At 46.5% G+C, this 19,462-nt stretch carries 20 protein-coding genes; 3 read left to right on the plus strand and 17 right to left on the minus strand.

Annotated elements, in window-relative coordinates; genetic code table 11:
• Positions 1 to 67: 67 nt before the first annotated feature.
• From QF049_RS20980 to QF049_RS21050, 15 genes are all read right to left on the minus strand, one after another.
• On the minus strand, positions 68 to 2,155 hold the full coding sequence (locus QF049_RS20980; RefSeq protein WP_307540305.1) for a methyl-accepting chemotaxis protein: 2,088 nt from the start codon (positions 2,153 to 2,155) through the stop codon (positions 68 to 70).
• A gap of 173 nt (positions 2,156 to 2,328) precedes the next feature.
• Positions 2,329 to 3,387 carry an EAL domain-containing protein gene (locus QF049_RS20985; protein ID WP_307540307.1) on the minus strand — a complete coding sequence of 353 codons (1,059 nt, stop codon included), beginning with the start codon at positions 3,385 to 3,387 and terminating at the stop codon, positions 2,329 to 2,331.
• A 214-nt stretch (positions 3,388 to 3,601) separates the two neighbouring features.
• Positions 3,602 to 5,875 (minus strand): bifunctional 2',3'-cyclic-nucleotide 2'-phosphodiesterase/3'-nucleotidase, encoded by a 2,274-nt coding sequence (locus QF049_RS20990; RefSeq protein ID WP_307540309.1) that lies wholly within the window; start codon positions 5,873 to 5,875, stop codon positions 3,602 to 3,604.
• A gap of 477 nt (positions 5,876 to 6,352) precedes the next feature.
• The gene (locus QF049_RS20995) at positions 6,353 to 6,769 is read right to left on the minus strand and encodes a pyridoxamine 5'-phosphate oxidase family protein (protein ID WP_074093246.1); all 417 of its coding nucleotides are present in this window, start codon (positions 6,767 to 6,769) and stop codon (positions 6,353 to 6,355) included.
• Between the two features lie 651 nt (positions 6,770 to 7,420).
• Complete coding sequence (locus tag QF049_RS21000; protein ID WP_307540312.1) at positions 7,421 to 7,879, minus strand: NUDIX domain-containing protein; 459 nt, start codon at positions 7,877 to 7,879, stop codon at positions 7,421 to 7,423.
• An 86-nt stretch (positions 7,880 to 7,965) separates the two neighbouring features.
• On the minus strand, positions 7,966 to 8,739 hold the full coding sequence (locus tag QF049_RS21005) for a LamB/YcsF family protein (RefSeq protein WP_307540314.1): 774 nt from the start codon (positions 8,737 to 8,739) through the stop codon (positions 7,966 to 7,968).
• Positions 8,739 to 9,770 (minus strand): 5-oxoprolinase subunit C family protein, encoded by a 1,032-nt coding sequence (locus tag QF049_RS21010; protein ID WP_307540316.1) that lies wholly within the window; start codon positions 9,768 to 9,770, stop codon positions 8,739 to 8,741. The genes QF049_RS21005 and QF049_RS21010 overlap by 1 nt, the downstream gene beginning before the upstream one ends.
• Entirely contained in the window at positions 9,767 to 10,483 is a 717-nt protein-coding gene (gene pxpB / locus QF049_RS21015; protein ID WP_307540318.1) for a 5-oxoprolinase subunit PxpB, read from the minus strand. Before pxpB ends, QF049_RS21010 begins: the two co-directional genes overlap by 4 nt.
• Before the next feature lie 61 nt (positions 10,484 to 10,544).
• On the minus strand, positions 10,545 to 11,135 hold the full coding sequence (locus tag QF049_RS21020; protein ID WP_307540320.1) for a histidine phosphatase family protein: 591 nt from the start codon (positions 11,133 to 11,135) through the stop codon (positions 10,545 to 10,547).
• Positions 11,132 to 11,722, minus strand: a complete 591-nt coding sequence (locus QF049_RS21025) for a DUF1572 family protein (protein WP_307540322.1) — start codon at positions 11,720 to 11,722, stop codon at positions 11,132 to 11,134. The genes QF049_RS21020 and QF049_RS21025 overlap by 4 nt, the downstream gene beginning before the upstream one ends.
• Before the next feature lie 68 nt (positions 11,723 to 11,790).
• Complete coding sequence (locus QF049_RS21030) at positions 11,791 to 12,120, minus strand: DUF952 domain-containing protein (RefSeq protein WP_091038169.1); 330 nt, start codon at positions 12,118 to 12,120, stop codon at positions 11,791 to 11,793.
• 51 nt (positions 12,121 to 12,171) lie between these two features.
• Entirely contained in the window at positions 12,172 to 12,729 is a 558-nt protein-coding gene (locus QF049_RS21035) for a GNAT family N-acetyltransferase (RefSeq protein ID WP_307540325.1), read from the minus strand.
• A gap of 28 nt (positions 12,730 to 12,757) precedes the next feature.
• Positions 12,758 to 13,165: a ribosomal maturation YjgA family protein gene (locus QF049_RS21040; RefSeq protein WP_150365308.1), complete on the minus strand. Its 408-nt coding sequence runs from the start codon at positions 13,163 to 13,165 to the stop codon at positions 12,758 to 12,760.
• 4 nt (positions 13,166 to 13,169) lie between these two features.
• Complete coding sequence (locus tag QF049_RS21045) at positions 13,170 to 13,721, minus strand: GrpB family protein (RefSeq protein WP_307540328.1); 552 nt, start codon at positions 13,719 to 13,721, stop codon at positions 13,170 to 13,172.
• Positions 13,722 to 14,096: 375 nt separating this feature from the next.
• A complete protein-coding gene (locus QF049_RS21050; RefSeq protein WP_307540330.1) occupies positions 14,097 to 15,203 on the minus strand; it encodes an Ig-like domain-containing protein in 1,107 nt (368 codons plus the stop codon).
• A gap of 181 nt (positions 15,204 to 15,384) precedes the next feature.
• Between QF049_RS21050 and QF049_RS21055 the strand changes: the two genes are divergently transcribed.
• Positions 15,385 to 15,588 carry a hypothetical protein gene (locus tag QF049_RS21055; protein WP_307540332.1) on the plus strand — a complete coding sequence of 68 codons (204 nt, stop codon included), beginning with the start codon at positions 15,385 to 15,387 and terminating at the stop codon, positions 15,586 to 15,588.
• A 226-nt stretch (positions 15,589 to 15,814) separates the two neighbouring features.
• Here the strand turns inward: QF049_RS21055 and serS are convergent, their stop codons facing one another.
• The gene (serS, locus tag QF049_RS21060; RefSeq protein WP_307540334.1) at positions 15,815 to 17,113 is read right to left on the minus strand and encodes a serine--tRNA ligase; all 1,299 of its coding nucleotides are present in this window, start codon (positions 17,111 to 17,113) and stop codon (positions 15,815 to 15,817) included.
• 388 nt (positions 17,114 to 17,501) lie between these two features.
• On the opposite strand from serS, the gene QF049_RS21065 reads away from it, so the two are divergent.
• Both QF049_RS21065 and QF049_RS21070 read left to right on the plus strand, forming a co-directional pair.
• Positions 17,502 to 17,978 (plus strand): MFS transporter, encoded by a 477-nt coding sequence (locus QF049_RS21065; protein ID WP_307540336.1) that lies wholly within the window; start codon positions 17,502 to 17,504, stop codon positions 17,976 to 17,978.
• On the plus strand, positions 17,979 to 18,494 hold the full coding sequence (locus QF049_RS21070) for an MFS transporter (RefSeq protein WP_307540339.1): 516 nt from the start codon (positions 17,979 to 17,981) through the stop codon (positions 18,492 to 18,494). It begins immediately after the preceding gene.
• Positions 18,495 to 18,923: 429 nt separating this feature from the next.
• Here the strand turns inward: QF049_RS21070 and QF049_RS21075 are convergent, their stop codons facing one another.
• The gene (locus QF049_RS21075; RefSeq protein ID WP_307540342.1) at positions 18,924 to 19,433 is read right to left on the minus strand and encodes a DUF2798 domain-containing protein; all 510 of its coding nucleotides are present in this window, start codon (positions 19,431 to 19,433) and stop codon (positions 18,924 to 18,926) included.
• Positions 19,434 to 19,462: the final 29 nt, after the last annotated feature.

The following is a 19,462-nucleotide window of genomic DNA, read 5'->3' on the forward strand; positions in this document are numbered from 1 at the left end:
CAATGTCTATCTTTATTTTCTTCTATTATAAAGAGTGTGGTAAATTATGGCGTTCCAATGTTAGATTTTATTCTTTGCCCTTATCCTTCGGTGTATCCTCCACCATCTTGAACATGCCAAGCAATCCTTGTAATTGTTCCGCCATGCTATTCAAATGTGCCGAGGATGATGCGATCTCTTCTACCGATGCCAGTTGTTCTTGCGAAGATGCAGACACGGATTCTGTATTCGCAGCCGATTCCTGGGTCACATTCGAAATATCACTCATCGCCTTGGCAACGTGGGATGCACCACTCTCCAGTTGCTTCGTTGTTGCGGACAAGTCATCCAATGTATGAACAGCATCTTCCACCGCCTCCCGAATCTGGGCAAACGATTGTCCTGACGTATTCACGGCCTGAATGCCTTCTCCCACTCGCGTCTGAGCCGCATTCATGGCGATAAGAGCAGTATCCATGTCCTGACGGATATTGTGTACCAGCTCACTGATCTGCCCTGCTGAGCTACCGGATTCTTCTGCCAGTTTACGTACTTCTCCAGCTACAACGGCAAACCCACGACCCGCATCCCCCGCTCTAGCCGCTTCAATGGAAGCATTCAATGCGAGCAAGTTGGTTTGTTTGGAGATCGATGCGATAACATCAACCATACTGCCAATCTCAACCGAACGGGCATTCAGAGAACGGACTACCGTTCCGAGCTGTTCCACCGTTTCCTGAATACTGTTCATTTGCACAACAGCCTGTCCTGCTGCCTCATTACCAGAAGAAGCCGCACCAGATGTATTCCGCATATTCGCCGTTATCGATTGCACACGCTCCGACATTAACCGGACATCTTCTGCCATTCGGCTCATCTGTCCTGATCCGTCTCTCACACTGTTCACCTGATGCTCTGCACCCTCAGCCAGTTCCTGAATGGCTAATGTTGAATGTTCAATCGCTTTGGTGGTTTGTTCTGCACTTGCAGACAATTCTTGAGAAGAAGCAGATACTTGCTCTGTCGTCTCCTGTACACCGAGAATCATCATCCGCAGGTTATCAACCATACGCTCGAAATACTTCGCCAGATCACCGACTTCATCTTTACGACCTGTTTCCATTTTCACGGTCAGATCACCTTTACTTACAGCTCTGGCTGATTCCTGCAGTCGTTTGATTGGACGCAGCATGGAACGCGTGAACCAGATAATAAAGATGAGCGTAAGGAACGTGGCCGCAAGAATAACTATAAATGTAGCCATCCGAATGTCCTTACTCGCATTGGTTATTTCACTCTTGAACATCGTGCCGGCAATTTTCCAACCCGTTGCTTCATTCGTTGAGAAAATCATCATTTTCGGCTGCTCATTGAATACGTAATCGAATTGACCTTCTGGACCTTCATACATCTCATCCAGCATACCGCTAGTTTCCTGCGTACCTGCATCTATTACAGGGGAAACAACGTAATTCTTGTTTGCATCCATAATAATAACGTAGCCTTCTTGGCCAACCTTGATGGATGCCTGCTCTTGCAGGTCTGTCAGATCCATAGACAAACCAACAACACCGGATTGGTCTTTTAATGTTTTGGAGATAAAAACAACCGCAATTCCATCCGTGTTTTTGGAAACAGCTGACACAACGGCCGTACCCGGCTTCTCCATCGCAAGTTTGTACCAATCCCGTTCCCGCGGATCATAATTGGCCTCTTGAGCATTTCCAGTCTTGGCCTTACCACGCACCATAACTCCCTCTTCGGTTCCTATAAAGATGTTCAGAGCATCGGGATGCAAGCCCAGATATTGCTCCAGTTTCACCTGAATCTCAGGACTATCGTTCTCCCCTTTGATCAGGCTCGGATCAAGGGCATCCGCGAAATAGTTAATGTCATGAATCTTGTTATTCACTTGACTTTCTACAATGGTATTGGCAGTGCTCACACTTTGCATGGCACTATCCACTAATTGTCCTTGTACGCCATCTTCAGCCATCGTCAGTGTGATCAAGCCGACTGCCAAGCTTGGCAGGAGTAGAACGGCCAGGAAGGAGACCAATAGTTTGTTCCTTATATTCCAGACGAAACCTTTCTTTTTCTTCTTTTTATTTTGATTATGTTTTGGTTTGGCAGGTTTCGCTGCTTTCATTGGTTTATTATCCTGAGTTTCACTCATGTCTTTCTCCCCCTCAAAATGTAAAAATGCCCTCTTTCTTTGTATGTATGGATCAATCTAAAAGGCTTATCTTATATATCGGCTAAATGAAGGTATTTATTTGAGAGAAAAATGTGCAGGCACGCCAAACAAGCCACCTCTGATCAGAAGCGACTTGTACAAGCTACAGGTTACTAATTATTACATAAATTAGATGAAGTATTGCAGTACGGACCGCCTGGCGGTTGTGCCGAGGGTTTACCAAAATAGTACCCCTGGGCAAGCTCAATACCTATGGAACGACAGAATTCAAACTCTTCCATTCGTTCGATCCCCTCGGCAAGGACTTGCCCTCCAAATCGACTCGACATCTCAACAATATGAAGAATTTGCTGTTGTTTGGTCGAATCCTGATCACAACGGTCAATAAGACTTCGATCTATTTTGACAAAATCCGGTTCTAACCTATTCATTAACTCTATTGTCGAATATCCGGCACCCACATCATCCAGTGCAACCGACATTCCACGGGAACGATATACCTCAAATATCTGCTGCAAGATGGGCATATGCTGAATCTGCTCTGTTTCCACGACTTCAAACACAAAATCTTTAGGGTCAAGCGAAAGACGTTCAATCGCTTCAAACGTATGTGTCAGACAATATTCGGGATTATATATGGAGGAAGGCAGGAAATTTACGAAGCGTTTGACACCATGCGGCAGAAAAAGGGCACTGGTCTCAATAGCAGTAATACGCGCCAATCGATCCAGAAAAGAATGTAGTCCGGTCTCACGCGCAACTTCAAATAATTCATAGGAACTGAAGGATTTTCCATTCTCAGCTGGACGAAGCAAAAACTCATATCCGATAATCTGCTCCGATGCATCAACGATGGGTTGCATATGACTGCTGAATTGATGCTCCAGAATAATGGAAACAAGCTCCGCATGTTTGAAACGGGACTCCTGTATGGTTAGACTAATCCAGCTTTCTTCATTAGCCTGTTCGTATATAGGCATAATCTGAACAGTTAGGGAATCACGTAATGTCGGATCAATTTCGCCGATCTGTTCTATTAAGCTCTGAACCGTCTCCAGATTCGAAAAATGCATCCACATCATGTCATCCGACGTCTCGATAAGTCTTCCCGGCGTTTGTAGCGCTTCCAGCAAAGCGGGGGAAATGGGACGCAAGTACAAGGTACCTTGGCCCTCTATAGGATAGATTGGACTGCAGCCACTGCAATTCATGTAGGACCCCCCTTGCCAATTTAGATTCCATGTCCATTAATGTTCACTTGTATATACCCAAAGTTTGTAAATATTATATCATGGGTCTTAAAATTAATCTCTACTGTTTTGATGACTTCCTGTATGACGGTTCTTGGAACAAATATATTCAAATTTACAGAAAAAAAGACCGACAGTCTGATGACTGTCGGTCTCCTCCTCAGCTTATTAAACTTTAAGATGCGGGAATCACGATCTTCTGTCCAACTTTCAAGTTATGCACATTTGAGATTTTGTTAGCTGTCGCAAGCTTGCGCCAGTCCACACCATATTTTAAGCCGATACGGTACAAGTTATCCCCTTTTTTCACCACATATACCACTTTGCCGCCCGCTGGTTTCTCAGGCTGTGGCTTGGTCGTTGGTTTGGTTGGAGTAGTCGGCTCCGTAGGTTTAGTTGGCTTTGTAGGCGTAGGAGCAGGCTCCGTACCTGGTTTCGGAGTTGTTGTTGCTTCTCCAGTCAATTTCATGCCGTATTCAGCAAAACCATCATCATTTGTACCAATGAAAGACATCGCCGGGTTCGCTTCTACCAGATTTTTGGCATCCGGGGAAGATGCAAATACCACTTCAAGGTCGTTAAGTGCTGCTGCGGTTAACCCAGCAGATGGTTTGATTGGTGCCAGAGACCAGTTGCCGTCCGCTGCCGGATTAATCGTTTTATTCTCACGGATGTAGTCGATGATCACTTGACGGTTCTCATCCGGTGCAGCCAGAACGATCCGTTTGCCGTCTGGGTTAGCCAGTTTGGATGAAGAAGCACGGTAGTTATTTGTCGCTACAATGAATTTTTGTGCTGGGTCAACCGGTTTGCCGTTAAAGCTCAGGTCCTTGATCCGGCTTGCGGATGCATTAACAATCGTAGCTTTGCTATCGTATTTGGCTGGTTGGGTCACATCAATCTGATACGTTACACCATCGATAACATCGAAGTTGTACGTTGGGAAGTCGTTGTTGATCAGTTGTTGTTGTCCACCTTTAGCCGGGTCGATCTGGTTGAACTGGCCTGCAGACCATTCCAGCCATTCTTTCAGTTCTGCGCCGTTAACCATTACAGCATGTACCGTATTTGGATATACGTACAGGTCAGCAACGTTTTTGATCGCAATGGTGCCTTTAGGAATATTCGTGTAATACGAAGCGCCTGAACGTCCACCGGCTTTGAATGGTGCACCTGCGGACAATACAGGGATTTTCTCATATTCCGTACCTTGCATATGTTTTTCGACATACCATTTCTGTGCATTCGTTACGATCTGAATGGATGGATCATCCTGCACCAGAGCGAAGAAGCTGTTGATAGGTGCAGTCGTTTCGCCCACCGGACCACGAACATACTCCAATGTACCTTCATGCTCTTCATGAACCGCATCAATGATGTCCTGATCCGCATCTACCAATGGCTTTTTGTTGGCTGTGTCATAGATTGGGCGTGCTTCCGTTTTGGAATCAACCACTTTCCATTTGCCATCAACCAGCTCCAGATCCAGGTCGATGATACCCAGATGATCACCCCAGAACCCTGGCTCTACAGCAGGAACGCCATTAATTGTACCTTTCTCAAGGTCTACCCCTTTTTTGCCGGCAAAATCAGCACTTGGGAATACTTTGTGAGCATGTCCAAACAGAATAGCATTAATGCCTTCTACCTGGCTCAGGTACAGTACGGAGTTCTCCATCAGATCCGTTTGAGGAATATCCTCAAATCCGGAGTGAGGGATGGCTACAACAATGTCGGCACCTTCGGCTTTCATTTTTGGAATGAATTTTTTCGCGGTAGCAATAATATCCTTGGCGATTACTTTACCTTCAAGGTTAGCGCTATCCCACTGCATGATTTGAGGCGGTACAAATCCGATCACACCCACTTTGATCGTATGTTCTTTGCCAGTCTCATCCGTTACTTTTTTATCCAAAATCTCATACGGTGTGAAGTAATTCTTGTCATTTGTCTCATCATCATCACCATCGTCTACATAAACATTGGCATTAATGTAAGGGAAGTTTGCTCCCTCCAGCGTCATGTCCAGGAAGTCCAGACCATAGTTGAACTCATGGTTACCGATGTTACCTGCATCATAATCGAGCAGATTCATCGCTTTATATACAGGGTGAGTCTCACCCTTTTTCAGTGGATCAATCTTCGCAACATAGTCTCCCAGCGGGTTACCCTGAATCAAATCACCATTGTCAAACAGCAAGCTGTTCTTGGCTTCATCACGCGCTTTTTTGATCAGTGTAGCTGTTTTGGCGAGTCCATACTGGTCTGTCTCTTTGTCGGAATAATAATCGTAGTTAATCAGATTGTCATGAATATCTGTTGTCTCCATGATCCGCAGTTTAACTTTGGCAGCATCCGCAGCCGATACAGGTACCGGAAACACCGCAAGCACGTTTAATGCAACCAAAGCGGCAGTCAGGCTTGATAATACTTTTTTACTCGTTTTCAAAATAACCCCTCCCGGTTATGTACATTGAATCATGCATTAATGGGCAAACGAAGAGCGCAGAAAAAAGATAGATTTCATGGGTTGTGCGTACTGATGCTCTGATGACATGCATCGGAATTTCAGGTAAGTTTATCTCACATGAACATCTATTTATGTCTGTGCTTGTCGTTTACATTCCAAATCATAACGTAATGTTCAGTCATTGAAAAGCATTATTTTTTACATTAACCGCACATACCTAGGCAAGTTTACATTATCATGCGTGATTTCGACAATTTTTTCAACATTTTAGTAGGTATATAGTGCTTATTATCTTTAAAATACGTATATTACATGTGTCTTACATGTATAACCAATTAAGCGTTATTCATCCATACCAAAAACCGTGAAACCTTCATGGCTTTCACGGTTGGATTAAACTCTGCGGGTATTTTCGCATAAGGACGCTACTTTGCAGAGGTTATGTTCATATTTGGATTATTGTTCCCACACATGATGTTCATGATCTTTCCCTGTATATTCAATACGAGTCGGGGTGATGTCCAGAATGACATAGTTTGGATCATTAGGTCCATCGAACCACGCCTTCAGTTCGTCGTTCCACACTTGCTCACGCAAGCCTTCGTTCTTCGTCACTTCACAGGTCCCTTCGATCTCAACTACTTCCTTGGAACCACCAGCCTCATAACCCAGTAGCAGGCTAACATTCGGATTATTCTCCAGTTCCTCTACTTTGTGTGTACGGCGGTTCGTTGCCAGATGAATGTTCAGTCCATCGTTGAAAAGCGCCATATAGCGGGATTTCGGTTTACCATTCTCCACAGTGGAGAAGCTGCAAAAAGGGTTGTTTTCCAATGCTTTTACAATGTTTTGTTCCAATTCAGTCTGGTTCATGGGAAGTGCTCCTTTCGGTTTTGGGGGTATATTGGAAGGACTATGTAGGCCGTTGCGGGTGCGGATCGTTTTCTTTGGATCGCTGTTATCTCACGATGATCCTGATCTCTTCCTCATATACATTGGATTAAAACCGATTCACACTGGCACTACGATCACAGAACAACCTTCCAATCGCTGTTACCCCCAGATTTTCTGATTCCCTTCTCTCAAAGGGAAAAATCCGGTGATAAAGGCGAGCGCTTCGCTTTTTCAGGTTTCTTCTGTCCTCTCCGTTATCGTGTGAATGCTTAATTCCAAAGGATATATGAGCGAAAATCAAAAATTCATGCGAATGCTTCGCTTCCTCAGAATCGATTCCGTCCCCTCCACTACGTCTACTGTTCTCCCAATTTGAGGAGTGGTTAAGCTAAAGTTCAAACAGAAACCTGTACTTAACTTTGCAGGTTTCGTTTCTTTAGGTTTTATCCGCTCCGTTGCCGTGTATAAGTACAGTCAACTTACGTTAGGTGTAATAAGCCTGTACTTATAGTGTACCCACCTCACCTATGGTGAATCCATGAACCGATACGCCAACGTGACAAAATTGGAAAAGTTCTTTATAAAAATATTTACATAAAGGGATTATCTCATATCGTTCCTAGGATCATTTCAATTCAAATCTCCAAGATAGATTGATGAAGAATCCGATTTAAGCAGCAGCTCACCAATGGTTTTTGGATATAAACGAATCTGGGACAGCTCTTCAAGTGCAATCCATTCCACAGCGACTTGGTGGTCGTCTGGATTGGAGCCTTCAAAAACGGTTGCCTCCGGATCTATCAGGCTGCACGCAAAATAAAATTCAACCTGGTGGATGTCTGCATCCCACTCGGCGAATTCATGATTTTTTCCGATATACTCCCGGATATGTAACAGCTCTCCCACATTCGCAGCCTGACCAATCTCCTCCAGACATTCGCGCGCGACCGCATCCTTGAGTTCTTCACCTTTCTCCTGTCCTCCACCCGGGAACACATAAGCGGTACCATATTGGTCTTCCAGCCGGATGACCAGCAATCGTCCATCCTGCACAATGACAGCTTTCGCCGAGTTGCGTATGGGTTTCATTCTGTTCATTCACTCCTTGTCATTCCAAAATTTCAAAGTTCAATCCGAACAACCTGATACTACTGTTGTTCTGCTGAACATGCGTATCATCCCGTGGTATGCGCAGATAACCTAATGCCTTCCGATTCCAAGACGTGACGAATCTCTTGCGCAAATGCGAGAGCGTTCGCTCCGTCACCGTGGATACAGACCGTCTCTGCCTTAATGGGAACCAGCGTATCATCCGTGGATACAACCACGCCGTCTTTCACCATCCGAAGCACTTGAGCAATGGCTTGTCCCGATTCTTCAATGAGGGCTCCAGCTTGGCTGCGAGGAGTTAACTGTCCGTCCGTCCCATAGGTTCGATCCGCAAACACCTCGCTCACACTGCGCAGACCGATGCGATCCGCAGCGTGAATCAGCTTACTGCCCGCCAGACCATACAAATATAGATCAGGCTGTACTTGATAGATCGCCTCCACAATGGCTTCAGCAAGCTCCGTATCTTCTGCGGCCATATTGTATAAAGCACCGTGCGGTTTGACGTGATGCATTCGCCCTCCGCTTACCCGGACAAATGCATCCAGCGCACCGATCTGATACACCACCATGTCATATGCTTCCCGTGGCGTAATCTCCATACGTCTTCTGCCAAACCCTTGCAAATCCGGCAACCCGGGGTGGGCTCCAATTGCAACCTGATGCTCCAATGCCCTCTCCACCGTCAGCCGCATTATAGCCGGGTCCCCTGCATGAAATCCGCAGGCAATATTGGCTGATGTAATCAAGGGTAGAATGGCTTCGTCCGACAGAGTGCGATATATACCATAACTTTCGCCCAGATCACAATTGATATCCAAGGTTTTCGAGGTATTCATTAAGTGCCCCCCATTTCTGCCATTCTTCTGCGTATCAGCTTATCCATGAGCTGCATATTGATTTCCTGTTCCATATACAACTGTCCGGCTTGATCATGCGTAATTTTCATAAAAGAAATTCGGGTTCCTGGCCTAGCCTGAGCCAGGATTGGCATATCCACCCGAGCTACCTGTGCAATGACAGGATAACCTCCAATCGTCTGATGATCTGCCATCAAGATGATGGGCTGACCATCCGGTGGCACCTGCACCGTGCCATAGGTAACGGCTTCAGACAACCGATCCAGAGGCTGATCCAGCTCCAGTCTGGAGCCCTGTAAGCGATAGCCCATCCGATCGGATTCCGAAGTGATCACGTATTTTTCGGCATAGAATTGTCCCAGACTTTCTTGGCTGAACAGCGAACTATCCTTGCTCTCCATCACACGAATAACAGGTTGCCCATAATAGTCAGGTCTTTCACGTTCAGATAAAAGCCACGCAGGTGCCAATATTCGGTGGTCCCGCTCACTCTCCTTTACCTGCTGCTCCATACGCTGCATCCATACTCGCGCTTCGGCAGAAGGTTCACCATTGGATAACAGATCCCCCACGCGCAAGGCTCGGCCCTCCACACCGCCAAGACCTGTCTTGAGGTCTGTACTTCGACTGCCCATCAATTCAGGCACAGCAATTCCGCCCGCAATCGCCAGATATCCACGCAAACCATGACGACAATGACCAAACTTCAGTACACTTCCAGCCCGCACCAGCACAGGACGCCACAAAGGTACAGGCAGATGATCCACCGTTGCCGTCAGATCGGCTCCACATAATGAGACTAGCTGGCTCTCCTGAAATCGAAGCTCCGGCCCCGTCATCGTCATCTCCAGCACTGCCGCATGTCGGGAGTTGCCCACAAGCATATTGGCTGCTCTGGCTGCAAAGGTGTCCATGACCCCTCCAGGATGAATACCATACCGGCGATACCCGGTTCTGCCTTCATCCTGAACGGTAGATAACAGACCAGGGCGAATCACTTCAATACTCATCGTTCGCCCTCCTTCCGCTTCAACGCCAGATAGTCCTGCATCGTAATCTGTTCAAATTGAACCCGATCACCTGCTGCCAGCAAACTCGGTACGCTCTGTTCCGGCCGAAACAACCGGAGTGGCGTTCGTCCAATACATTGCCATCCTCCGGGTGTGTCCACTGGATAGATTCCCGTCTGTTTGCCACCAATACCTACTGTGCCAGCCTCAACCCGAAGCCTTGGCGTTGCACGTCTGGGCGTAGCAATCTGTTCAGACAACCCGCCGAGATACGGAAAACCCGGTGCGAATCCTATCATATGTACGAGATAATCCCCGGATGTATGAATCGCAATAACGTCCTCTGCGGTCAGTCCATGTTCACTGGCAACGTAGTCCAGATCAGGCCCCCACTCGCCACCATAACATACGGGAATCGTGACCGTTCTGGGTTTGTCTTGGACGGATTCCTTCAATTGATTCAACTGCTGAAGCAGAATACGGCATAACTCGGGGTACGGGGAGATGAACGGATCATAAAATACTGTAACGGACGTGTATGAAGGTACCCATTCGATCATGGCTGGCAGAGTGCTTTTTTCCAGCAAAGCACATACAGATATCACTCTGCGCTGCACAGCGTCAGACAATTGATCCCCGCAATGGATGATAACTGCTGTCTCACCCAGCGGAGATAAAATCTCCTCCGTCCATGCATACGTCAATTCGGTCATGCGCCATCTCCCCTTTTGTCCACAAAGTTTGCTAGCGTTTTAACGTCAGAGCATCCATCTATTAAGACTCCCTGGGCGAATTCAAATGCACGCTGCAATTGTACAGTTCGCATTGCCACTCATTCTCATTCTTGGCGATCCGGGTAATGGATGTGTTGGACAGCTTCACGCTGATATCAAGCTCAGGCACCAGACCTCGCAGTGTATTCCGCAGAACGGCTCCGTGACTGACAACGATCACTCTTCCATCGGGGTGCTGCTGTACAATATCTTCAAGCACCGCACTGCCTCGAACAGTCCCTGCATCTGCAAGCTCCCGTCCCAGATCCAGGGTACTCCAGTCCGCTCCCCACTTGGCTATACGTTCCTCTTCCGTCGTTCCTTCGACCTGTCCTCCGCCCATCTCGCGAAGTCTAGGGTCCAGATGAATCTCCTGTATGCCCAAGCGATCACCAATGATGCGAGCCGTCTCACTTGCACGTTCCAAGTCACTTACATAGATGGCATCCCAGGATTCTTCGGCTAGTCTCGCAGCAAGTAAAACCGCCTGTTCCCTTCCTTCCTGATCCAGCGGATTATCCGTCTGTCCCTGCGAACGTTTTTCCTTATTCCACGCTGTACTTCCATGGCGAATCAATGCAATTTGAGTCATTGTTGTTCCTCACCTTTTTCTATATGAAGTTCATCTTCTGTAAAATGTTTGCGTGCCTTCGGCCTGGCAAATTTGCCGCCATTATATTGAGCAGACCCGTTTCTCGGAATCGAGAGACTGTCCCAAGCTGTTTCTTTAAGCATTTTTGCGGCAAATACAATCTGCCCAACATGATACGGATAATGCGCCAATTGCCGAATAATTGCCTCCATGACGGTGTGTCCTTCATTGCGAATGTATATGATATGAGACAATTGTTCCGGGGTAAACGAACGAATGGCTTCGAGTAGGCATGTCCAGCCTTCCTCCCATTTGGCGTGCAACTCTTCCCGGGATGTAATATCATTCACGAATTCGGCATCTCGCTCACGCCACGATTTCTCACCATCTGTGGTCAGTACATCCGTCCAACGGGACAGCATATTGCCCCATAGATGTTTTACGATTACCGCAATGCTGTTCGCGTCTTCATTCCAGGATTGAAACAATTGCTCGGACTCCAGTTGTGCCATGGCTTTTTCCCCGAGCTGCTTGTAATACAGGAATTGTTTCTCCGCTGTCTCCAGAAAAACCTGATTCATATCCATTCGTTAACCACCCTTCGGAAAAGTATGTTGTCCCCTGATCACGTCCAAACAGAAGCGTCACATGTTATTTATTCAGGAAATGAGAATGTGCCGTCTGCATTCGGTTCAAATGGAATGACTTTGCGCACCGCATCCAGATTGAGTTCTCCATAGATATGTGGAAATAGCTCATTCAATTCGTAGAGATCCTCATATACCAGTTCCGGCTTCAACGCCTTCTCATCAATACTAAGTAATAACAGATCCGTGCGGCCTGCATAATATTGCCCGGCTACCCATGGGATCTGTTCCTTGGTGGAACAATGAATGAATCCGTCTGTCTCCAGGCTATCTGGTGCATACTCACTCCCTTTTGACACTTGCTCCCACAACGAACGGGAAATAATACTATAGATCATGGTTCCGCCTCCTTCAAATTCTGCGATGTACCCTATGTGGCATTGGAAGTATTATAGATCATCCCGGATACGGGAGTACAATTTTTGATCCGTAAATACACCTTTGATCTTCAACTGTTTGCGTAACAAACCTTCGTACGACATGCCCAGCTTCTCCATTACGCGTGCAGAGCCTATGTTGCCTGCATTACATTTCCCATCCAACCGATTGCAGTCCAATTCCCGAAAGCAATAATCCACGATGGGTTGCATCGCTTCTGCTGCAAGACCCTTACCCCAGTGACTGCTGGCTATCGCGTACCCTAGTTCAGCACTCTGCATGGGTTCGTTGAGATGAAAGATGCCCCCTCTCCCGATCAAGGTTCCTGTTTCCTTCAAGACAAAAGCCCAGATATGTACCGTTTTCCGTTCATAATTATCCAGTACCCGCTGAATATATTGAATTGAATCCTCCACCGTCTTATGACAGTTCCACAAGCTTTGCTGACTCACTCGCGGATCAGAGGCAAATGCATAATATTCATCGAGATCATCCATCGCAAGGCGTCTCAGCTTTAACCGCTGTGTTTCAAATTCCGGCGATTCGGCAAAAAGTTTTTCTACATTCATTCAGCACACCTCCATGATTTACTTTAATTCATGATCCAGCCATCTTATTTCTCAGGAAATAACGATCTATCATTACCATGCACAGAATACCGACCGTATACCGAATCAGATCGATTACCAGAAAACCATGTCCCAAAATAAGAGCACCCCATACGGTTGAGCGTATCTCAATCAGCCAAGGCGTCTGAATCAACTGCGAGAACTCAATCATCCAGCTGAATACACAGCTCAAACACATCGCCCATACCAAGCTGCGATGAGGCCACACCATGCGTACTCCGAAATAAATCATGCCCGCCCATAATGCATCTCCGAAATGTTCATGCACCCAACCCGGCAATCGTTCACCAAAGTGTCTGGATGCGAGTCCTGCCGCCATGGTCATCATGACTGCGAAGAAATAGATCAGCCTGTCTCTGATAAGTACGCTTTTCAATCAATCACACGCCTTCATCAAGCACTTGTAAAATAAATTGCGTTTTGGCAGCGGTATACGATTCCCTGTCTTCTTTATTCTCATCAGCAAGCTTCGCCTTCAGGACGGCGTAAGCTTCCACCAGATCTGGGCGTTTTCTCAGCACATCCCGAAATCGAATTTGACGATCCCAGCGTTCTTCTCCCGGGCGCATTAGATGAAGGTGCACAGCTCTCTTGCCATCCTTAATTCTGACCCAGAATCGTCTGTACTCCCGTCCATCCAGTTCAGGCGGAACGTAATTCCAGCCCACCGGATTCAGCTGATCGGCAATCAGATCCATATCCTCCCATGACTGTACCTCTGCCATCAAATCAATAATGGGTTTGGCGGGTAATCCGGGAATGGATGTGCTTCCGATATGTTCGAATTGATGGATATTAAACTGCTGTAGAAGACGTTTGAGTTGCCGGATTTCTTCCTGAGCCTGTGCGTCCCAGTTGGGGTTGGCTGGAGCAATCTCTACCGCCTCTGTCGCCCAGGCAGGCCAGTTCTCTGGTTGCATTGGATCTTTCATTCAAGAACCTCCTCTTCACTATGACATTTTAAATGGTAACCTTCTCTGTATTTTTCATAGGTGCGTTGCTTCATGCGCTTAATCGTAGTACTCCGTTGAAATGTAAGTGTGGAACTTAGGGATAATAGAAGATATTTCAGGTAAGCCAGATCACTAGAGTTAGAGTCAGAGCTTATAATCGAAGCTTTCATTTTCATCCCATCCCATCCCGTTATATTGTTGTTCTAGCAGAAGGCATCCAAGATACATATTTCTATATATCCAAAAAGGAGCGTATGTCTACGCCCCTAGTTGTCTGTTACATTGATGATTTTAACGATGTCATGTATTGAAATTAACTTTTGATTTATGCAAAGCGCTTCATTATACGAAGATTTATTTTACCGTAACAGGGATGGTCACTTTTTTGTTGCCCCACTTGGCCGTGATAGACGTTTTACCTTTGCCTACAGCCACGATCTTGCCATTTGTTACTGTCGCTACGCCCGGCTTTGTGCTGCTCCACACCGCACTGTTGGTCACGACAGTGGTCTTGCCCGTATCATACTGGGCCATCACACTCAGTGTTGTACTTCCCTGTGGGGACAAAACCAGTTTTTTCTGGCCAGTAATCAACTTTTTGAGCAAAGGTAAAACGGTAACCTCTGCCTTTATTGTCTGATTTTGATAAGTTCCTGTCAAGGTGGCTTGTCCCTCAGTCAGCGTCTTAACGGCTCCATTTTTCACGATAGCTACATTTGTATTGGAAGAGGTCCAAATCACTTGTTTCGAAAGGTTAATCGTTTTGCCGTTTGCGTAGGTGCCGATGACCTTCAACGCCTTGGACTTCTTGATGTTCAGCTGCATTGTGGCAGGAGTGACTTCAACTTTGGTAATCTCGTCCGTCACGGCAACAGGAACTTTTACAATCGTTTTTCCGTACTTACCTTGCAGCAATACTCTGCCGGGTGTAACGCCTTTGATTTTACCGTTTTCCAGCACAGCCGAAGAAGTGGATACGGACCACACAATCTCAGACGTCACATCCTCTTCCTTACCATTCGCACGTGTAATGCTTACTTTCGGAAGGGTGCTCTCACTGCCTTTAACAAAACTGTAGGATTTCGGTGAAGCTTTGATGCTTTTGATCTTCTCCTGCACTTGGACAACCAACTGGGCTTTAGCCCCGTCTACTTCTGCAAAAATGGTTGCTTCGCCCGCGGCCATAGCCTTGACTTTGCCTTTCACCATCGTTGCAACTGCTGCATTACTCGTGGACCAAGTCACGCCTTCGGTAACATCCTGCTTGTTATCAAAACCTTCTACCGTTGCCATCACCTGAAGCGCAGCTGTTTCGGAAACACTCATCTTCTGCGGGCTGCTATTGGTTATTTCAATCGATTTCACGTCACCAGTAGCCGCCAAGGCCAACGAAGGGACCAGGATTGTTAATGCCATAATTAGAGCAAGCGTGCCTCGAAGCGCCAGTTTGATTCTATTCATTTTTAATTTCCAACTCCCATAATCCAATATTTTACTTCTATTATATTATATCGGATACGAATTGCATAAAGTTGAATAACATAAGTGGAAGTCTTGGAACAATTCATGAATTTCATTGTATAATATGGGAAGGTCGCGTAATACTGTTTTAATAAACCTAAAAGATGGGGGTGGGATATGTATGATCGAAAAGAATTTGCTTGATATGGTTTCACCCAAAAATAATCGTAAACGTATGAAAGCTATCGTCACTTCGACATCCACCAAGATTCGTCCTGAAGACGAAATGGTTCTATTGATGAAAACAGTCCGAAATCGTTTCAAAAAAGCCCTTGAATCTGGACAAATTGAAATCATTAACGAGCGTGAATGGAAGCTGCGTTAACATTTAAAAAATAATTTTATTTACTTACATAAACGAAGAAAATTGTGAACAAAAAAGTAAGCTATACCTTAGGTCCGAGAACTAACCAGATTAGTAAATTTGGCACAAAGTATTAGGGGATTGGTTAATTAAATAGCGTTATCATTTAAAAGGGGATGTCCACCGTCATTTTACAAGACGTATGGAACATCCCCTCTTCTACTGCCTAAAGCGTTATATAACCTCTCTACTTCACTTCATCCTGCTCTGGCAAAATCAAGCTCTCCGCGCCGCCCATATAGGGCCGCAGGGCTGCCGGAATGTGAATGCTTCCATCCTCCTGCTGATGATTCTCAAGCAACGGAATCAGGATACGCGGTGATGCCACCGCCGTATTATTGAGCGTGTGACAATAGGCCAACTTGCCTTCGGCATCGAGGCAACGAATATTCGAACGGCGAGCCTGAAAATCATGCAGATTCGACGACGAATGGGTTTCTCCATATGCACCGCGGCTCGGCATCCAGGTCTCGATGTCATACTGTTTGTACGTTTTCTGCGACATATCCCCAGTACATACGGCGACAACACGATACGGCAGTTCCAGTATTTGCAGCAATTCCTCAGCGTGTCCCGTAATCTCTTGCAACATACGCTCCGATTCTTCCGCATCAGGGGCACAGAGAATGACCTGCTCAACTTTGGCAAATTGGTGCACACGATACAATCCGCGTACATCCCGTCCGCCGGAGCCAACCTCACTGCGGAAACACGTCGATACCGCGGCCAGCTTCACAGGCTCTTGAACATCAACAATCTCATCCGCATAATACGAGACCAGCGGCACTTCAGAAGTTCCCACCAGCCACTTATTCTCCCCTTCAAGTTCGTAGACCTGATCTCGTCCAGTTGGGAAGAATCCGGTGTTCACCAGTGCGTCCTCCCTGACCATCAGCGGTACCTCCATCGGTGTAAACCCGTGTTTCAGCAACAGATCCAGCGCAAGTTGCTGTACTGCCCGATGCAATAACAGGCCAGCGCCTTTTAATACATAGCTTCGCGTACCGCCAATCTTAACTCCACGAGGAATATCGATCAGATCATGCAACTCCCCAAGTTCCACGTGATCTTTGGTGTTATACTCGAACGTTGGCACCTCTCCCACACGTCGCAGCTCCACATTATCCGCATCCGACGTGCCTTTCGGGGTATCTGGGGATACGATATTGGGTACCAGCCATTGCAGCTTGGTTACTTCCTCCTGCACAGGGGCAAGCTTCGCTTCCACGTATTCCAACTGTTCATTGAGCTGTTTCACCTGAACCCGCAAACCCTCGGCCTCTTCCCGATTCCCGGCTTGCATGAGTCTGCCAATATCAGCAGATAACGTATTTCGCAATCTGCGACCTTCTTCCAATTCCTGCAAAAGTGCCCTGCGTTCCTCATCCCGCTCTAACAATGCGCGAATGTTGATCTTGATTTTTTTCCCGTCTGCTGCGGCCTGAACCTCTTCTGCATGTGCCCGAATCCATTTCATTTCCAACATGGTCACCGTCTCCTTTGGCTGTAAAAATACAAAGAGCGCCCTCATCCCTTGGGACGAGGAGCGCTCTGCTCGCGGTGCCACCCAACTTGCTGAATCAGGATATCCTGCTTCCAGCCTCTTGGTCCGCGATAACGGGCGGTTCCGGTTAACTTGGGGAAATATCGCTCCCCTGGCGAAAACGCCTCCGAGTTGGATGCTCTTCAACGGCATGGTCCGATCTGTAATTGTTGTGTCTCAGTATATACGAACGCCGGACCAGATTGCAACCTTCTGTATCGATCCGGAATTCATGGCACAACTTGACATGTCCTGTTATGATAGACGTTGTCTTCAAGATTGCGCTTTATTGTGATCCTCAATTTATGTTTATAAGTAGAAGGAGTTCTTTATGAAAAAATTACTTTGGATCGGATGTCTGTCCTATTTCCTGATTGGACTTGCCCACGTTGTGCTCGGTTCCATTCTACCGGTTGCACTTGAGCATTACGGCAAAGATTATAGCCAAGGCGGAACGCTGATCTTTGCTCAATTTGCCGGATTCCTGGGCGGTGTATTGTTATCTCCATGGCTGAACCGACGCTTTGGTAAACGGGGAGGCCTGTTAATCGCCACAGCATTGCTCTGTATTGCAGAATTATCTTACATGCTGTTGCCACCATGGGGCTGGATGTTCGTCATTGCACCCGCTGCCGGCTTCGGATTCGGAATGGTTGAAGCTGTTATTGGCACCATTATCATCGCTGCAATCAAAGACAATACGGCCGTTGCCATGAGCCGACTGGAAGTGTTATTCGGGATTGGAGCGATGGTCATGCCGCTCATTGCCAGCGGTCTGATCGCTGCCGGATACTGGCGTCTGTCATAGATGAGTCTTGCGAACTTCATGCCAGCGATCCTGATTGAGAAAATGAACATGAAGGAAGCTGGAGCAGCGCTTAGTGTCACCTGTTTCTGGATTGCCATGTCTGTCGGACGACTCTTCGCCGGATATATCGCAGAGAAATTCCAATACCGCGTCTATGTCCTGTATAGTTGTCTCGCTTCTGTTCTCTTGTTAATGGTATTTCCATTTACAAACCAAATCTGGTCTGCATTTCTCATCATCTTGCTGCTTGGACTGGCCATGTCAGGCATTTTCTCCATTGCCCTTGTCTTCGCGAGTAAACTGCTGCCCGGAACAGAAGAATCCACACCTAGCATTTTGATTGCTTCAGGTGGGGTTGGCGGTGCCATTCTTCCTTTGACCACGGGATGGAGTCTTGATCATCTGGCGGTTAATCAATCTGCATGGATGCTTGCGATCTTTGCAGTTGGCCTGCTTGTTATTAGCGTAATCACGTATCAATGGCAGAACAAACCTATAGCCAATTCTGCGACTTAACAGTTATGTGTCGATGCAGTCCTGAGATTAGAATTACCTAATATTGAGAGTGAGATTGAAATGTCTACTGTCATGACCTGACGGTGGACATTTTTTTTGTAGCGTTACTCTGTTCTAACGAACCTAGCACACGCTATCTCCCTCCATTTCTGCATGTTTGAAATCTAACGAATCCTAGAGACGTTATTATAGATAATTAGCTTCAATTAAATGCCTCGTTGGAGGTTTTTTTGCATAATAACACCGCTGAGATTCGTTAGGTTTTCATTCCCTTAGAAACTGGCCGAATAAGATGTCCTCGATTCGTTAGCGTTGTAATAATGATGGCGAGTGCCCTATCTTTGCCTCTCTGATCACCTTCATTAAAGGTGAGAATACGATCTATTCATTTGCACAAGATTGCCCAGGAAATACTTATGGCCAACCGAATCACACACTTTTGTTAACGACAGGCATTACAGGCCCGTTATCCTTGATGAATTTACCAAATACATATCGCACGAGTGGTCCCAGAACGATCAACTGATATGGAAGCGCCAGGCTGAAGTTACGAGCGATTGTATGGAGATACGTACGGAGTACGGATGACCCACTTAATTGATCAGCGAGATATGCCGAGATCATTCCATACAAGGACATGATCAGAACCATGCCAATCACCATAAAAAATGACATAGCAAGCACACCCAAAATCTTGTTGGACTTGTCAAAGGGCAAGGAAAAAGCAATCTTTCTCGCTACAGGTCCGACAATGAATGACTCCACCAGAAACGCGATGACAAAACATAATATGAATTGAAGCAGTATTTCAAGCGGGGACATCTTGCCGAGTAGCCCACTGTGCCATAGATTGAAGAACATCATGACCAAGACCATTCCTGTACACACCATTAATCCGAAAATAATTTGTTCCTTCTTGCTTGTTGGCAATTCTCTCATCCTCTCCGTTTACCTTCGTAATTATAGAG

Origin of the sequence: Paenibacillus sp. W4I10, assembly GCF_030816325.1 — a bacterium.
GTDB lineage: Bacteria > Bacillota > Bacilli > Paenibacillales > Paenibacillaceae > Paenibacillus > Paenibacillus amylolyticus_B.

Excerpts from the sequence above, each read along its gene's own strand:
- QF049_RS20980 (WP_307540305.1), bottom strand. The coding sequence starts at position 2,155 with ATGAGTGAAACTCAGGATAATAAACCAATGAAAGCAGCGAAACCTGCC.
- QF049_RS20985 (WP_307540307.1), bottom strand. The coding sequence starts at position 3,387 with ATGAATTGCAGTGGCTGCAGTCCAATCTATCCTATAGAGGGCCAAGGT.
- QF049_RS20995 (WP_074093246.1), bottom strand. The coding sequence starts at position 6,769 with ATGAACCAGACTGAATTGGAACAAAACATTGTAAAAGCATTGGAAAAC.
- QF049_RS21000 (WP_307540312.1), bottom strand. The coding sequence starts at position 7,879 with ATGAAACCCATACGCAACTCGGCGAAAGCTGTCATTGTGCAGGATGGA.
- QF049_RS21005 (WP_307540314.1), bottom strand. The coding sequence starts at position 8,739 with ATGAATACCTCGAAAACCTTGGATATCAATTGTGATCTGGGCGAAAGT.
- QF049_RS21010 (WP_307540316.1), bottom strand. The coding sequence starts at position 9,770 with ATGAGTATTGAAGTGATTCGCCCTGGTCTGTTATCTACCGTTCAGGAT.
- pxpB (WP_307540318.1), bottom strand. The coding sequence starts at position 10,483 with ATGACCGAATTGACGTATGCATGGACGGAGGAGATTTTATCTCCGCTG.
- QF049_RS21020 (WP_307540320.1), bottom strand. The coding sequence starts at position 11,135 with ATGACTCAAATTGCATTGATTCGCCATGGAAGTACAGCGTGGAATAAG.
- QF049_RS21025 (WP_307540322.1), bottom strand. The coding sequence starts at position 11,722 with ATGGATATGAATCAGGTTTTTCTGGAGACAGCGGAGAAACAATTCCTG.
- QF049_RS21030 (WP_091038169.1), bottom strand. The coding sequence starts at position 12,120 with ATGATCTATAGTATTATTTCCCGTTCGTTGTGGGAGCAAGTGTCAAAA.
- QF049_RS21035 (WP_307540325.1), bottom strand. The coding sequence starts at position 12,729 with ATGAATGTAGAAAAACTTTTTGCCGAATCGCCGGAATTTGAAACACAG.
- QF049_RS21045 (WP_307540328.1), bottom strand. The coding sequence starts at position 13,721 with ATGAAAGATCCAATGCAACCAGAGAACTGGCCTGCCTGGGCGACAGAG.
- QF049_RS21050 (WP_307540330.1), bottom strand. The coding sequence starts at position 15,203 with ATGAATAGAATCAAACTGGCGCTTCGAGGCACGCTTGCTCTAATTATG.
- QF049_RS21055 (WP_307540332.1), top strand. The coding sequence starts at position 15,385 with ATGATCGAAAAGAATTTGCTTGATATGGTTTCACCCAAAAATAATCGT.
- serS (WP_307540334.1), bottom strand. The coding sequence starts at position 17,113 with ATGTTGGAAATGAAATGGATTCGGGCACATGCAGAAGAGGTTCAGGCC.
- QF049_RS21065 (WP_307540336.1), top strand. The coding sequence starts at position 17,502 with ATGAAAAAATTACTTTGGATCGGATGTCTGTCCTATTTCCTGATTGGA.
- QF049_RS21070 (WP_307540339.1), top strand. The coding sequence starts at position 17,979 with ATGAGTCTTGCGAACTTCATGCCAGCGATCCTGATTGAGAAAATGAAC.
- QF049_RS21075 (WP_307540342.1), bottom strand. The coding sequence starts at position 19,433 with ATGAGAGAATTGCCAACAAGCAAGAAGGAACAAATTATTTTCGGATTA.